Source organism: Xenorhabdus indica (assembly GCF_014467235.1).
Lineage (GTDB): Bacteria > Pseudomonadota > Gammaproteobacteria > Enterobacterales > Enterobacteriaceae > Xenorhabdus > Xenorhabdus indica.
Genome location: NZ_NKHP01000008.1, coordinates 129467 through 144236 on the forward strand (window position 1 = coordinate 129467; position 14770 = coordinate 144236).

A 14770-nucleotide genomic window follows, 5' to 3' on the forward strand; every position below is an offset into this window, starting at 1 on the left:
CCAGATCAGACCTTTTCTAGCGTGCAAAGTAACGGATGCTCGTGCTCCTTCGCATACATGTTCACTTGCGCAGCCTTAGTTTCTGCGACCTCTGCTGTATAAATACCGCAAATAGCCTTCCCTTGGTAATGGACATCCAGCATTAGTTGCGTTGCTCGTTCAACATCATAAGAAAAGAACTTTTGCAATACGTCAACCACAAACTCCATAGGGGTATAATCATCATTGTTAAGAATAATCTTATACATTGATGGAGGCTGTAACGCTTGCTTTTCTTTATCTTCAATAAATTCTTCAAAATTCAAACTGTTATAAAACTGACTCATTGTCTTTCCACTGAGTATTATCTTTCTACCGGATTTTAGTATGAACTAATTCGTTCTACCTCTATATATTTTATCACTGCATAAAGCACTCTGCTTATTCCCGTAGACGATCAGAACAAGTCTTCCACCTGAAAATCTGATACCGTTATCTATATCAAACTTTAACAATTTGAGACAACTTGACGCTATTTCTATGCTTGACGATGAAATGAATTTCACTACAGTGTATTTTATGAACACCATTCCTAGCTGAACGACTGTTCATGATCCTGAAATTTTTAGTGATTCCTGAATCCGAAATCATAATACGAGGGATAGAGAAGTATGGAAACAGGCACAGTTAAATGGTTCAATAATGCAAAGGGCTTTGGATTTATTTGTCCGACTGACGGTGGCGATGACATATTCGCTCACTATTCAACTATTCAGATGGATGGTTATAGGACGCTGAAAGCTGGACAAAAAGTGAATTTCAGTGTTAATCAAGGCCCTAAAGGCACTCATGCCAGTCTTATTGTTCCTTTGGAAGATGGCTTAAAATCAAGAAAAGAGTAATCAATTCTTAATTTCCACGCCACAGGTAAACAAACGTTATCTGTGGCGTGTTATTATCCATTATCCATATCATTTTTTCTCTGGCTAAGGATCTAAAATCAACGATAAGCTTGGCACAACATCTCACGTTTTCTATTCTTATCAACTCTAATATGCCAATTGTCTATCCACGATAGATATAAATGAGTTAGATGTAAATAAATTAGATGTAAATGAAATAGATGTAAGAATCAGGAGAGTTTTTTCATTAAATGTCAGTAACAACTGATTGTTACCTAAGGTCAGAAATTGCTATACAATTCAGGAAAATATTCTTCTATTCAGTATCAAAATCACTTCATTTTATTTAATGATTTCATCCTTATCATATAGTAAAAAACGCGTTGATTTTCAGTGGCTTTCCCTTTATCCTACTTGTTATTACAGTGTAAATTTATTGTTGTTATCATTTTTTGGGTTTTTATGACCAGCTAAAGGTATACCCGATAGATTACCTGCTGCGGCCATAAGTATGAATGTAGCTAATAATGAAACTCGTAAGATAAAGGGTATAAAAACAGATAAAAAGACATTTATTATAATAAGGATTGTGACATGTATTCAGGATTACTAATTATCCTCCTTCCATTGAGCCTGGGTTATCTGATCCGTCTAAATAATAAAATGATACTTACCAGGGTTCACCAACTGCTCAATGTCATGGTTTACCTCATCCTCGTTTTCATGGGCATCAGCCTTGCTATGCTGGAAGATCTGGGCAATAACCTACTCTCTATCTTGCTATATGCAATGACATTTTTTCTGTGCATCTTTACAACTAATTTACTGGCACTTTTCCTGTTGGATAAAAGAAAACCGTGGATTATTGCAGAGTATAAGCAAGAAAGCCCTCCTTCCCGTCTGCATATGGCGTTTGATTCCATTAAATTATGTGGTGCTCTAATATTGGGTTTTTTATTTGGTCTGACGGAATGGTCATGGTTTCATTTTGCCAGCAAAGCCAGTGAAATCACTTTAATTTTTTTACTTTTTCTTGTCGGGATTCAGCTACGCAATAACGGCATGACCCTGAAACAGACCCTGATTAATCGCCGTGGAACCATTGTTGCTATCGTTGTTGCGGTCAGTTCTCTTTTAGGCGGTATACTGGCTGCTTTTCTTCTAGGGCTACCGACCAAAACAGGCCTTGCCGTTGCATCTGGCTATGGCTGGTATTCTCTTTCTGGCATTTTACTCTCTGATGCCTATGGGCCAGTATTAGGCAGTACGGCTTTTTTCAATGACTTGGCTCGTGAACTGGCATCAATTATGCTTATCCCCATACTAATCAATCGATACCGTTCTACGGCATTGGGTTTAACCGGAGCTACATCAATAGATTTCACATTACCCATATTACAACGCTGTGGTGGTTTGAGTATCGTACCCGCTGCTATCGTTCATGGTTTCATTTTGAGCTTAATGACACCTATATTTATTGCATTTTTTACCCAGTAGACTTAGCTCATGTTTTTGGTATAAAAAATTCGCACCATCATTTAACAGCATAATACTTAATCAGAAAAAACATGTTAGAGAACAAAAAAACCAAAAAAATATCAGCGACATGATTAGTTAACCTATTAAACTGACTAAAACAACAATCTTATACAGACAATATTGCATAGTTATTCTTTTAAGATTAATATCCCATCAATCAGTTAACCATTCATATTTTTCGCATGAAAATTCAATTAAAAAACATCGATTACTTCTATGGAACTCATCAGGCTTTATTTGATATCAATTTCGAATGTGCTTCAGGAGAAACCGTAGTATTACTAGGGCCTAGTGGCGCGGGCAAAAGTTCCTTACTACGAGTCCTGAATTTACTGGAGATGCCACGTTCTGGTCAGTTAAGTGTGGCACAGCATCAATTTGACTTTAAACACCCCCCTGGTGAAAAAGAAATCCGTGTCCTACGGCAGAAAGTGGGTATGGTTTTCCAACAATACAATTTGTGGCCACACCTGACCGTAATGGATAACCTGACTGAAGCTCCCCGTCGAGTATTAGGACTACCTGAACAACAAGCGCAGGAAAAAGCGGTAAAATTACTCTCCCGTCTTCGTCTGGAAGAGTTTTCCAATCGTTTTCCATTACATTTGTCAGGCGGACAACAGCAACGTGTCGCCATTGCACGAGCGTTGATGATGGAACCTCAAGTTCTGCTGTTTGATGAACCCACTGCTGCACTTGATCCAGAAATCACATCTCAAGTCGTTGACATAATAAAAGAGTTGGCAGAAACCGGGATCACACAAATTATCGTGACACATGAGGTAGAGCTTGCCCGTAAAACAGCAAGTCAGTTCATCTACATGGAGAAAGGACGAATTATAGAAAAAGGTGATGCAAGCCATTTTTTGGAGCCTCATACAGAAGCTTTTGCTAATTATTTAGCACACTGAACCTACTATATTAATTCAGCCAATCGGATAACTCGTTAACAAAAAAATACCAATAACATTCATCAACCACATGCGCATGAATTACAGGACATGGCAATGAAAAAATTATTACTTGCAGCCTTACTAAGTTCAATAACACTATCCGCGACCGCAGCAGAAAAACAAACACTCCGTTTTGCCACTGAAGCAACCTATCCTCCTTTTGAGTTTATTGATGAAAATAATAAAATACAGGGATTCGATGTGGATTTAGCAAACGCTATATGTAAAAGGATCCATGCCGAATGTACCTTCACCAACCAAGCATTCGATAGTCTCATTCCTAGCCTGAAATTCCGCCGCGTTGATGTATTGATGGCAGGTATCGATATTACGCCTGACAGACAGAATCAAGTTGATTTCACTGATACTTATTATGACAACTCGGCCATATTTGTCACTGCCAAAGGAAAATATTCACAACTTACTGAACTTAAAGGAAAACTAGTAGGTACTCAAAACGGCACAACACATCAAAAATATCTCATGGAACAGCATAAGGAGCTAAAAAGTGTTCCTTATGACAGCTATCAAAATGCGATCCTTGATCTGAAAAATGGGCGTATTGATGCATTATTCGGTGATACTGCTGTTGTTAATGTGTGGCTAAAAAAGAATAAAGAACTGGGTACTATTGGCGAAAAAGTTACTGACAAAAATTATTTCGGTACAGGTTTAGGTATAGCTGTTCGTAAAGGTAATACCGTCTTATTGAACAAACTGAACCAGGCTCTGGCTGAAATTAAGCAAGATGGCACTTATGACACTATCTACAAGGTCTGGTTTGAACAATAATTAGCTGAATCTTTATGAATGAACTTCAATCTTTAATCAGTGCCGCTGGTATAACCGTCGGCCTTGCTATTGCATCTCTGGTAGCTGGTCTGATTCTGGCAATGCTTTTTGCTACCTGGGAATCTTCCCGTTGGAAACTCTTTGCATTTCTAGGATCCTGCTGGGTTACTTTGATCCGTGGACTACCTGAAATTTTAGTGGTTCTTTTTATCTATTTTGGGAGTTCACAACTTCTGATCACCCTGTCAGAAGGAATTGATATCAATCTTGTGGTGTGGCAATTCAGGATACAAATGGAAATTGACAGTTTTGATGTCAGCCCTTTCCTTTGTGGTGTTATTGCCCTCTCTCTACTTTATTCTGCATATGCCTCTCAAACACTAAGGGGAGCATTGAAAGCAATCCCGATAGGGCAACGAGAAGCCGGGCAAGCATTAGGGTTAAGCCAAAGCCATATCTTTTTTCGTTTAATTATGCCGCAAATGTGGCGCCATGCTTTGCCGGGGCTTGGTAATCAATGGTTAGTCTTATTGAAAGACACAGCGTTGGTCTCACTGATAAGTGTTAATGATCTGATGTTACAAACAAAAAGTATTGCCACCCGCACACAAGAACCATTCACCTGGTATATGGTTGCCGCCGCTATCTACCTGCTTATTACATTGGTGAGCCAATTTATCCTCAAACGACTTGAAGTGCGCGCTACTCATTTTGAACGGAGTACTTCTGATGTTTGAGTATGTAAAGGATATTTTACCAGGTTTACAAACCAGCCTGAGTCTGACTGTTACCGCATTGCTGGTAGCATTTATGATGTCTGTCACCCTGACTGCTATTCTGACGATGAAACTGCCGGTATTATCGCAATTGGTGAAAGGCTACATCACACTGTTTACCGGAACCCCCTTGCTCGTACAGTTCTTTTTGATTTACTACGGCCCAGGACAATTTCCGTCACTGAAAGCATATCCATGGTTATGGCAACTCATGTCCGAACCATGGCTTTGCGCTATGGTGACATTAGCATTAAATAGTGCAGCATATTCGACTCAACTTTTTTATGGTGCAGTTAAAGCAATTCCGGCCGGACAATGGCAATCCTGCTATGCTCTTGGGATGTCAAAAACGCATTCTCTGTGCATTCTGTTACCTTATGCCCTCAAAAGAGCACTTTCCTCCTATTCGAATGAGGTTGTATTAATTTTCAAAAGCACTTCATTGGCCAGTACGATAACGCTGCTGGATATAATGGGATACAGCCAACTCCAGTTTGGCCGCAGCTATGATGCAACAGTATTTGTTGCCGCAGGTATTATTTATCTTTGTATAAATGGCCTTTTAACATTACTCATGCGCTTGATTGAACGACGCACCTTATTATTTGAGCAACGTAATTAAGATTATCTGTATTATTGTTATTTTCACTTCCATTGTTGATTGCTATTTGTTATCAGTAATCTATTACCAACAAGCTGTTATCAACAATGGAAATATCTCTCATTCCGGTTAATTGCCAACAATAACTAATAATGCCAGCGTTTCATAATGCTCTGTATGGGGGAACATATCGAATAATTGTACTTTCTCTATTCGGTATCGTTCGAGCATAGTAATATCTTTTGCCATAGTTTCAGCATTACAGCTTGAATAAAGAATAAATTTAGGAGCCATACGATTAAGATATTGGCAAAGCGCCTTACCCATTCCTCTGCGTGGAGGGTTAACCAGCACCAACTCAGGGAGCTGAGATTTATCAAGAGCAAAACGTGTAGAATCCAGCGCCTGAAATTCAACATGTTTAAGTCCAAGGCTATTAGCCGAATTCTTCGCACAAGCAATAGCTTCCTCACTGATTTCAATACCAGTCAGCCTTGTCTCTTCATCTGCACAATGCAGGCCAAAACCACCTGCTCCACAAAACAGATCCCACATACTGTTTATATTCAACTCTCTGACCCACTGCCCGGCAGTTGCATAGAGTCGTGAAGCAATATCGGGATTAGTCTGGAAAAAGCTACGGGGGCGAATATACAACGGAATATTATTAAAATTTTCCTGTAGCATGTTCTTTTCAGTGAAAATGATCTCTTTTTCACCTTCCAGGATCGCCATATGAACAGGCTGAATGTTTGCGGAAATCACCACTAATTGTGGTAATTGTTCTTGTAACCACGGTAAAGCACGTTTTAACTGTTCCAACTTGGTTTCTGAACGCAACACAAATCGCAGCATAATTTCTCTGCTAGCACGACTTTCGGTCAATAAAATATATTTGAGCTCACCTTTTTTACGTGCAACGTTGTATGGAACTAATCCCGCTTTAGCAATAAATACTTTTATTACTTCGAGTACTGACTGGAAATGTTGTGGATATAAGGGACAATCGCAAAGATCGACTGTCCTACCATCCCGGTGCAACATCCCAAGTAGCGGACGCTCAACACTGCCACTCACTACCATTTTAGCTTTATTACGAAATTCAGTAAGTTGACTGGCAACAGGAGGTTGCCAGCACGTTATTGATGATAGTTGTAAAAGTTGTTGTAAATGTTCTTGTTTATCAGACAATTGTTTTAAATAGGACTTATCAAGCCACTGGCAGGAGTGACAATGCCCCGCGGTATACTGCGCACACTGCATTGTAAAAAACCACATTAAAAAATATTAGTGCAAGGTAAACGTTGATGTTTTTGTTGAAGTTTGTGATTCTTCATCTTCTACTTCCATTTCCATCTCGTTTTCCATGTCACTATTAACATAAAGGAAATTATTACTGTGAACTTCAAAGATCACATTAGCAATTTGTTCCTCACTCTGCTTCATAAAATGAGAAAATTGCTGGAAAGTCATACCAGCAGCGATAGGAAATGCCTGGCAAACAATCAGTTTGGGTAAATTTTCGTCCTGAACATCAAGAAATGCCTTAACAGTAAGGGAACTGGCATTAATCTGGCTCAAATTTGCCACTAATGGAATAATCGCAGTTGGCCTGACCTCCGCCAAAGCGGAGAAAAAGACAACCTCCCCTAACAGATCAAGCTTGGCATCAAACAAGCCATCAATGTTCTGCATATGAGGCAAATGTAATACTGGACTTGCTTCATTCTCAAAATAAGAGATTTTGAGTTTATCAAGCCAATTACGTAATGTTGCTAAATTTGGGATAACCATAGAATCCATTGAATCAACCTCATATGACTAAAAGTGACATATGCTACCTTCAGAAAACACGACTAGGATAGCAACATGAAATCGTTAACCTATTTTGTTTTTTCTTCATCAGAGCCAATCTGATGATTTTTACTTGCTTTCTTATGATCAATTCCTAAGAAAGAAAGATTATAGATCGCACGCCAGATAATATGGATAGCTGCGGGTATCAAACAACCAATACCCAATAAGATCATAGCAATGTGTGCTTCTGTCGTCATTAATAAAGGCGATAGAATTATGCTACCAGTTATCGACAAATAGACTAAAGCCAACAACCCAATTCCCAATATTTCTAATAAAATAACCAGCTTTGGCATATCAGCCAACGAACGCATCTCTTTCGATGTACTTTTCTTCATTTGTTGACTACCTTCCAAATCTGATATGTGAGATGTTTTTTTAACCGTTCTCATCAGGCTACCATACATAAATATCTGCTATATCCTTTGTCCTTCAAGTTACCTCTTTTGTTGGCTACATCTTGAAATCCATGAGGTCTAATTGGTGGGGCTGATTAAAGCGAAAGGAAATTCCTGCTTTTTTTTACCCGCTCTTACAGGCATAGTAACCCAAGATGACATACCTATGTAGTCCATGGCTATTACCAATAAGGAGTTTATTTTATATGTACACAGTCATTTTTGGTCGTCCCGGTTGTCCATACTGCGTCCGCGCTAAGGAGCTGGCTGAAAAATTAAAAACAGAGCGCAAAGATTTTGACTACCGTTATATTGATATCTGGGCAGAAGGCATCACCAAAGACGACTTATCAAAAACAGTAGGTAAACCTGTTGAGACTGTTCCTCAAATTTTCATTGATGAAAAACATATTGGCGGCTGTACAGATTTTGAAGCCTACGCCAAAGAAAATCTGGAACTATACAAATAATCGTAGCATCCGCTATTTAAGTGAGAGAAAAATTCTCTTTCTGGATAGCGGCATGCGCCTAATTATTCAACAAAACTCCGCCCCATACTTCTCAATCTACCGCCGCACTGAAAAAATTCAGTAATTTTTTTTCGATCTTGAGAACTTTCATGTTTTCACACAGTCTGAATTAGTGCCACTGCTTTTCTTTGATGTCCCCATATTGAGGAGCCCGATAGTCATCCCCTTTGGTTAAAGACTATCGGGTTTTTTGTTTATGCCGGAATTTTTTGTTTTTACAAGAAAAGAACAGTCATAAGGAACATGCACACATCAATACATTATTTACTCACTTCAATTTTAATCAGTATTAAACAACATGACGAATTTAGGCGATATCTCTTTACTAAACCACATGATAAAATTATTGTTTTGCACAGTATTTGATAAAGCACGTTATCATATTCTTACTTCAATGCACGTGTGAGGCTCATTTTGCTAGAACAACTGAACCACGATTTGTTTACTCTTATCAATGCTACACCAGATTCATCACCAGGTATGATCATGTTTTCAATCTTTGTTGCAAAATATCTGGTGTATGTATACCCCATCACCTTGGTAGTTTGCTGGCTTTGGGGGGAAAAAGACGCTATCTCACACCAGCGCATTGTTGTCAGTAAATCTTGTATTGCATTTGCCTTTGCAATAACAGTTTCAGCAATTATTGGAATGCTGGTTCCACATGCACGCCCTTTTGTTGAAGGTGTTGGTCATAATTTTCTTGCTCATGCGCCAACAGTTTCTTTCCCCAGTAACCACGGTACAGCCGTGTTTACTTTTGCACTAGCATTTATCTTCTGGCACCGCATCTGGTCAGGTTTTTGTCTGATGGTGATTGCCTGCGCTATTGTCTGGGCCAGAGTTTATGTCGGAGTTCACTGGCCAATTGATATGCTTGGCGCATTTTTGGTCAGCCTAATGGGATGTGCATTTTCCCAAATATTCTGGCACCTCTATGGAGCATGCTTGCAAAGCAAACTAACCTGCCTTTACCAATTCTGCTGTGCCTTTTTAATCAGACGAGGTTGGGTACAAAGTTAAATCAAGCTCTCAACATCGCAACAGAAAATGGATTCCCCCAGAGACTTGAGATCTTGTAACTGGGGGAACTATGATTAAGAAAGTGAGTAGTGTGGCTGTACACAATAACTTCTCATTTGACAAATCCTCTGTGTTATCTAAAAAATAAATAGATCAGCAATCGATATAAAGCACTTCGTTATATATAACATTATATAACTGTAATAAGATTACTCTTTCTTTACAAATCAAACCTTGTTTGATTTTTTTTATTCAACATCTTTTAAACATCAAGAAGATTATTAATTCATAATATTAATGAAACCAAAATCCCAATCATACAGCACACATTTCAAACCAAAATAAAAGTCATTATTATTTTACTGTTATTTCATACTGATACAGTAAAATATAGAGGAAAGAATTTATAGCTAAAGAGATAAGGATTATATTAAGCCAGAACTGAAATCCCTCATGAAAAATAATATATTAATATTTTAATAAAAAATCAGGAATAGTAAACGAACACAGAATGTTGAAATCTAATTAATGATATTTATTATCCATTTTTTTATTCATACATCTTATTTAATATTTAATTAACATCATCATAAGAACTCATAACATATTAACTTTACGATATAAATCTTACAATTGCGAGAGCGATCACGGTACATTTTACTAAAAATAATTATATTCCCCCTAGCAAAAGTCTGTGATTAAGTTTTTTTGATTTAAACATCAAAAATTAGAACTAAACTGGATCTCGAATCCTCTGCTTAAAATGACCATATTTTAGGCAATATTATTAATGTAGAAATAAAAGTGTTTAAATAAACATCAGAACAATATCTGACAATTTATTATTCATATAACGAATCCAACTCGCGCATTTTATTAATGTGCGGGTTTAGCAATTTTTAAATTTTACTTTACCGCGTTATTTCGGAGATATTTATGGACACATCTCAAACAGGTTCAATCGCATCCTCTGCTTTCAGCAAAAGCGATCATTCTACCTGGCGTAAATCAGACACTGTATGGATGTTAGGATTATATGGTACAGCCATTGGCGCTGGCGTTCTGTTTCTTCCCATAAACGCCGGTATTGGTGGGTTAATACCACTTATCATCATGACACTGCTTGCACTTCCGATGACATTCTTTGCCCACCGTGGCATGTGTCGCTTTGTCCTGTCCGGCAAAAATAGCGGCGAAGATATCACTGGCGTGGTAGAAGAACATTTCGGTAAAGTGGCAGGTTTTTTAATCACCATTCTGTACTTCTTTGCAATTTACCCTATCCTGTTGGTTTATAGTGTTGCGCTAACCAATACGGTAGAAAGTTTTATTACCCACCAGCTACATATGGATGCTCCGCCTCGTGCACTGCTGGCGCTGTTATTGATCCTGGGCGTTATGAGCATTATTCGTTTCGGCGAACAAATGATTGTCAAAGCAATGAGTGTCCTGGTATTCCCATTTGTCACCGTTTTGATGCTTCTGGCTCTGTATCTGATCCCCCACTGGAACACGGCTATCTTTGATACTTTATCACTGGAAAATGCCGTATCTTCAACCAATAGTCATGGTCTGCTGTTCACCCTGTGGTTAGCGATCCCAGTAATGGTTTTCTCTTTCAATCATTCCCCCATCATCTCTGCATTTGCTGTAGCAAAACGTGAAGAGTACGGTGAAAATGCGGAAAAAAAATGTTCACGCATTCTGGGCTATGCTCACATCATGATGGTACTGACAGTCATGTTCTTCGTCTTTAGCTGCGTACTAAGCCTGTCACCTGAAAATCTGGCAGAAGCCAAAGCACAAAACATTACTATTCTGTCTTATCTGGCTAACCATTTTAATGCACCAGTCATTGAATACATTGCACCGTTCATTGCCTTTATCGCAATTACCAAATCATTCCTTGGTCACTATCTGGGTGCCCGTGAAGGTTTTAATGGCATCATTAACAAGGCACTGAGCACACAAGGAAAAACTATTCAGCACAAGACGCTGAATCGTATCACCAGTTTGTTCATGCTAATCAGTGCCTGGATTATTGCAACACTTAACCCAAGTATTTTGAACATCATTGAATCTCTGGGTGGACCAATCATTGCCATGATCCTGTTCATCATGCCAATGTATGCTATTCATAAAGTTCCAGCTATGCGCAAATATGCAGACAAACCAAGCAATATCTTTGTCATTGTTACAGGTTTAATCGCCATTTCAGCAGCCATTTATTCTGTGATGTAATGTATATATCAGGCAGCTTTCTACAATCGTTACCCTAAAACAAAATCGCTGCCCTGAAACAAATGCCAGCCACGATAAAGGTGACTGGCATTTGTTTAATTTCTGAGTATTTTCAAATTATTATTTTTTTACTTATTCATTCACTAATTGAAAATTGAGTTAAACCAACCGCTGACGGTCAGTACAATAAAATCCCAAACGCGGCCAAAGAACCCTGTCTCCTCAACGGCTTCTTTGACTACCAGCGGGCGTTGTTCAATGACCTTGCCATCCAGCATAAAATTAACCGTTCCTACAACCTGATTTTTTGCCAATGGCGCTTCCAGTGGTGTCTGATTCAGTGTAAAACTTGCTTTCAAATTACCCGACTGCCCACGCAAAACCGTAACTGCCGCATCTTTTTCTACCCCTAAAGCAACTTCCGGGCGAGTTCCATACCACACTTTTTCTGTTACTAGTACATCATCGGCCTTAAGCGAGGTACTGGTTTCATAAAAACGGAAACCCCATACCAGGAGCTTTTCACTGTCCACAAAACGAATTCGATCACTTGGAGCACCCAGAACAACTGAGATTAAACGCATTGGACCTTCTGTTGCAGAAGCAACAAGATTATATCCTGCTCCACTGGTATGGCCTGTCTTTATACCATCCACGCTCATGTTTTGATTCCACAACAAACGGTTACGGTTAGGCTGACGGATTTTGTTGAAAGTGAATTCTTTTTCTTTATTCAGCGCATATTCTTCTGGAACATCACGGATCATTGCCTGACCCAAAAGTGCCATATCACGAGCAGTACTATACTGCCCGGCGGCATCTAAACCATGAACAGTCTTAAAATGAGTATTTGTCAGACCTAGCGATTGGGAGTATTTATTCATTAAATCAACAAAAGCATCCTGACTACCTGCAACATGATCTGCAAGAGCAATGCTGGCATCATTACCAGACTGGATCACAACACCACGATTTAAATCAATGACTTTGACTCTATCTCCGGGTTTTAAAAACATCAGGGAAGACCCTTTAAGTACCGGATTACCTGTCGCCCAGGCATCTTTTCCGACAGTGACCAAATCCTCTTGGGAAACTTTGCCAGCTTTCATCGCCTGCCCAATCACATAACTGGTCATCATCTTTGTCAGACTCGCAGGATCCAAACGCTCATCAGGGTTATGTGACGCCAGAATTTTTCCACTGGCATAGTCCATCAAAATATAAGCTTTAGCATCAATCTCTGGCGCAGCCGGTTCATTTATCGCGTATACGTTGGTACTTGCCAGCCAAAAAACACTTAGCCCCACTGTAAAAAACTTTATTATCTTTATCTGACCTCTTTTTTTCATCATCGATCGCCTTTTTTCTCTGACAGCCAAAATATAAAACCTCTATTAATATAGGATGTTATGAGATAAGTCTCCAACCCAATAACGTAAAGATTTTTCTGTCATTCACATGAATTCATTGTCATATTATCAATAACTCAGAACAACCTGATATTAAGGAGAAAATGATGCTGACAGTCTGGGGCCGTAAGAATTCATCAAATGTAAAAAAGGTTCTTTGGTGTCTGGAAGAATTAAAGATCCCATACCAGCAAATTGATGTTGGTGGAAAATTTGGCAAACTTGATGATCCAAAATATTTACACATGAACCCTAATGGCGTTATTCCATGTTTACAGGACGATGATTTTATCCTGTGGGAATCAAATGTGATAGTCCGTTATATTGCGGAAAAATTTGGCAAAGATATTCTATATCCAACTGATATTAAAGAAAAATATAATGTCGAAAAATGGATGGATTGGATAAGCTGTAATCTCTTTCCTCCTATCAAACAGCTCATGATAAACCTTGTCAGAACTCCAGAAGCGCAACGCGATCAAAAAATCATATCTCAAGCATTAGCAGAGATAGAAAAACTACTGAAAATTGCTGATGAAACATTGGGCAAACAAACCTATCTTTCCGGTGATAAATTTGGTATGGCTGATATCGCCCTTGCCCCCTTTGTCTACCTATGGATTAATGTCGTGACAGAACGACTATCGCTGCCAAACTTAGAACGCTGGTATCAATTAATGACTGAAAGGCCAGCGTTCAAAAAAATCGTTATGATTGAAATAAATTAATTACAGGCTCATCGGCATTCTACCGGGATCTGGATATTGGTACTCGAACCCCAGTTCCCGGCAAATGCGACTTCCATCAACCGTTTTACATTTCCCAGTCTGATTTTCCATTTCCTCATCTTCCGGTTGTAAAAATTCTGGCGGGGTTAAATTAAGCTGACGACAGGCTTGTAAGTAAAACTCCGATCTTTTAGGGTGTTCCGGAGCACACAAATTATAGATATTGCCTCCTTCAGAACGCTGAATAAGGAGTTTAATAGCAGAGATAGCATCATCCTGATGAACTAAATTAACTGCGTTTTCTCCCCCAGCAATCGCTTTCTGCCCTGTCAAAAAACGTCCTGCATGGCGACCACTACCTACCAAACCCGCCAAACGCAGGATATCAACAGATGTATTGGGTAAGTGATGCAACCAGTTTTCCAGCTCAACTAATGCTCTGGCAGATTGAGTTTCAGGAAACAATGGCGCATCTTCATTGAGATGGCCGACAGAAGAACCATAAACGGAAGTTGAGCTGGTAAAAATAATATGAGGGACAGAATACGAGAGCGCAGTATCAACAAGTAACTGTACTGCTCTGACATACTCTGCCCCACCTCCTGCAACTCTGCTAACAGGCAATGTCAGAACCAATACATCAACTGACATAAGTTGTTCAAGTTTATCAGGTGTACAGATGATTTCAGGGGTCAAATTCAATAAATGACAGTCAACTCCACACATACAAGCTGCTTCAACACCATCCGGGGTTGTTTTGCTACCGACTACCTGTATACCACTCCCTTGCAAGGCTTGTGCCAGTGGCATTCCTAACCATCCCAGTCCAATAATTGAAACCTTTTTCACCATGATTCTCCCCAGCCCATATGATTTTGATTATTGAAGCAAATTACGCCTGTAAAAGATATCACCCGCTCACTTTCCTAAAGAGGATAAAAATAATTTTCATATAAAACAAAAAATTAATAGCGAAAAATAACTTTTTTAAAAAAAAGGTTGCTTTCCATATAGAGGATCAGATAGGTTAAATAGCAGACAG

At 39.0% G+C, this 14770-nt stretch carries 16 protein-coding genes; 10 read left to right on the forward strand and 6 right to left on the reverse strand.

What is annotated here, in order from left to right:
- Positions 1-5 precede the first annotated feature (5 nt).
- A complete protein-coding gene (gene clpS, locus Xind_RS08485; RefSeq protein ID WP_047683646.1) occupies positions 6-326 on the reverse strand; it encodes an ATP-dependent Clp protease adapter ClpS in 321 nt (106 codons plus the stop codon).
- Between the two features lie 324 nt (positions 327-650).
- Between clpS and cspD the strand changes: the two genes are divergently transcribed.
- From cspD to artM, 6 genes are all read left to right on the forward strand, one after another.
- A complete protein-coding gene (gene cspD / locus Xind_RS08490) occupies positions 651-881 on the forward strand; it encodes a cold shock-like protein CspD (RefSeq protein WP_047683649.1) in 231 nt (76 codons plus the stop codon).
- A 594-nt stretch (positions 882-1475) separates the two neighbouring features.
- Positions 1476-2378, forward strand: coding sequence for a LysO family transporter (locus Xind_RS08495; protein WP_047683651.1), 903 nt, complete (start codon positions 1476-1478; stop codon positions 2376-2378).
- A gap of 224 nt (positions 2379-2602) precedes the next feature.
- Entirely contained in the window at positions 2603-3331 is a 729-nt protein-coding gene (artP, locus tag Xind_RS08500; RefSeq protein WP_047683654.1) for an arginine ABC transporter ATP-binding protein ArtP, read from the forward strand.
- 96 nt (positions 3332-3427) lie between these two features.
- Positions 3428-4165 carry an arginine ABC transporter substrate-binding protein gene (gene artJ, locus Xind_RS08505; RefSeq protein ID WP_047683657.1) on the forward strand — a complete coding sequence of 246 codons (738 nt, stop codon included), beginning with the start codon at positions 3428-3430 and terminating at the stop codon, positions 4163-4165.
- A 14-nt stretch (positions 4166-4179) separates the two neighbouring features.
- Positions 4180-4902, forward strand: coding sequence for an arginine ABC transporter permease ArtQ (gene artQ, locus Xind_RS08510; protein ID WP_047683660.1), 723 nt, complete (start codon positions 4180-4182; stop codon positions 4900-4902).
- Positions 4895-5563, forward strand: coding sequence for an arginine ABC transporter permease ArtM (artM, locus tag Xind_RS08515; RefSeq protein ID WP_047683663.1), 669 nt, complete (start codon positions 4895-4897; stop codon positions 5561-5563). The genes artQ and artM overlap by 8 nt, the downstream gene beginning before the upstream one ends.
- A gap of 108 nt (positions 5564-5671) precedes the next feature.
- Here artM and rlmC read toward each other — a convergent pair whose 3' ends face one another.
- The 3 genes from rlmC to Xind_RS08530 form a co-directional block, all read right to left on the reverse strand.
- Positions 5672-6805, reverse strand: a complete 1134-nt coding sequence (rlmC, locus tag Xind_RS08520; RefSeq protein ID WP_187649855.1) for a 23S rRNA (uracil(747)-C(5))-methyltransferase RlmC — start codon at positions 6803-6805, stop codon at positions 5672-5674.
- 24 nt (positions 6806-6829) lie between these two features.
- Positions 6830-7345 carry a type III secretion system chaperone family protein gene (locus tag Xind_RS08525; protein ID WP_047683669.1) on the reverse strand — a complete coding sequence of 172 codons (516 nt, stop codon included), beginning with the start codon at positions 7343-7345 and terminating at the stop codon, positions 6830-6832.
- 80 nt (positions 7346-7425) lie between these two features.
- Entirely contained in the window at positions 7426-7737 is a 312-nt protein-coding gene (locus Xind_RS08530) for a YbjC family protein (protein ID WP_047683708.1), read from the reverse strand.
- A 266-nt stretch (positions 7738-8003) separates the two neighbouring features.
- On the opposite strand from Xind_RS08530, the gene Xind_RS08535 reads away from it, so the two are divergent.
- The 3 genes from Xind_RS08535 to Xind_RS08545 all read left to right on the forward strand — a co-directional run bounded on the left by Xind_RS08535 (position 8004) and on the right by Xind_RS08545 (position 11591).
- Entirely contained in the window at positions 8004-8267 is a 264-nt protein-coding gene (locus tag Xind_RS08535) for a GrxA family glutaredoxin (protein WP_047683672.1), read from the forward strand.
- A 474-nt stretch (positions 8268-8741) separates the two neighbouring features.
- Positions 8742-9350, forward strand: a complete 609-nt coding sequence (gene ybjG / locus Xind_RS08540; RefSeq protein ID WP_047683675.1) for an undecaprenyl-diphosphate phosphatase — start codon at positions 8742-8744, stop codon at positions 9348-9350.
- Between the two features lie 936 nt (positions 9351-10286).
- Positions 10287-11591 (forward strand): HAAAP family serine/threonine permease, encoded by a 1305-nt coding sequence (locus tag Xind_RS08545; protein ID WP_187649856.1) that lies wholly within the window; start codon positions 10287-10289, stop codon positions 11589-11591.
- 143 nt (positions 11592-11734) lie between these two features.
- Here the strand turns inward: Xind_RS08545 and Xind_RS08550 are convergent, their stop codons facing one another.
- Positions 11735-12943: a serine hydrolase gene (locus tag Xind_RS08550; RefSeq protein WP_047683681.1), complete on the reverse strand. Its 1209-nt coding sequence runs from the start codon at positions 12941-12943 to the stop codon at positions 11735-11737.
- 164 nt (positions 12944-13107) lie between these two features.
- On the opposite strand from Xind_RS08550, the gene Xind_RS08555 reads away from it, so the two are divergent.
- On the forward strand, positions 13108-13728 hold the full coding sequence (locus tag Xind_RS08555; RefSeq protein WP_047683686.1) for a glutathione S-transferase family protein: 621 nt from the start codon (positions 13108-13110) through the stop codon (positions 13726-13728).
- Here Xind_RS08555 and Xind_RS08560 read toward each other — a convergent pair whose 3' ends face one another.
- A complete protein-coding gene (locus tag Xind_RS08560; RefSeq protein ID WP_156115393.1) occupies positions 13729-14580 on the reverse strand; it encodes an SDR family oxidoreductase in 852 nt (283 codons plus the stop codon).
- Positions 14581-14770 lie beyond the last annotated feature (190 nt).

Coding starts and splice junctions, on each gene's coding strand:
- Xind_RS08560 (WP_156115393.1), bottom strand. CDS start 14,580: ATGGTGAAAAAGGTTTCAATTATTGGACTGGGATGGTTAGGAATGCCA.
- Xind_RS08535 (WP_047683672.1), top strand. CDS start 8,004: ATGTACACAGTCATTTTTGGTCGTCCCGGTTGTCCATACTGCGTCCGC.
- Xind_RS08555 (WP_047683686.1), top strand. CDS start 13,108: ATGCTGACAGTCTGGGGCCGTAAGAATTCATCAAATGTAAAAAAGGTT.
- Xind_RS08530 (WP_047683708.1), bottom strand. CDS start 7,737: ATGAAGAAAAGTACATCGAAAGAGATGCGTTCGTTGGCTGATATGCCA.
- Xind_RS08545 (WP_187649856.1), top strand. CDS start 10,287: ATGGACACATCTCAAACAGGTTCAATCGCATCCTCTGCTTTCAGCAAA.
- artJ (WP_047683657.1), top strand. CDS start 3,428: ATGAAAAAATTATTACTTGCAGCCTTACTAAGTTCAATAACACTATCC.
- clpS (WP_047683646.1), bottom strand. CDS start 326: ATGAGTCAGTTTTATAACAGTTTGAATTTTGAAGAATTTATTGAAGAT.
- artP (WP_047683654.1), top strand. CDS start 2,603: ATGAAAATTCAATTAAAAAACATCGATTACTTCTATGGAACTCATCAG.
- rlmC (WP_187649855.1), bottom strand. CDS start 6,805: ATGCAGTGTGCGCAGTATACCGCGGGGCATTGTCACTCCTGCCAGTGG.
- Xind_RS08525 (WP_047683669.1), bottom strand. CDS start 7,345: ATGGATTCTATGGTTATCCCAAATTTAGCAACATTACGTAATTGGCTT.
- Xind_RS08495 (WP_047683651.1), top strand. CDS start 1,476: ATGTATTCAGGATTACTAATTATCCTCCTTCCATTGAGCCTGGGTTAT.
- artM (WP_047683663.1), top strand. CDS start 4,895: ATGTTTGAGTATGTAAAGGATATTTTACCAGGTTTACAAACCAGCCTG.
- artQ (WP_047683660.1), top strand. CDS start 4,180: ATGAATGAACTTCAATCTTTAATCAGTGCCGCTGGTATAACCGTCGGC.
- cspD (WP_047683649.1), top strand. CDS start 651: ATGGAAACAGGCACAGTTAAATGGTTCAATAATGCAAAGGGCTTTGGA.
- Xind_RS08550 (WP_047683681.1), bottom strand. CDS start 12,943: ATGATGAAAAAAAGAGGTCAGATAAAGATAATAAAGTTTTTTACAGTG.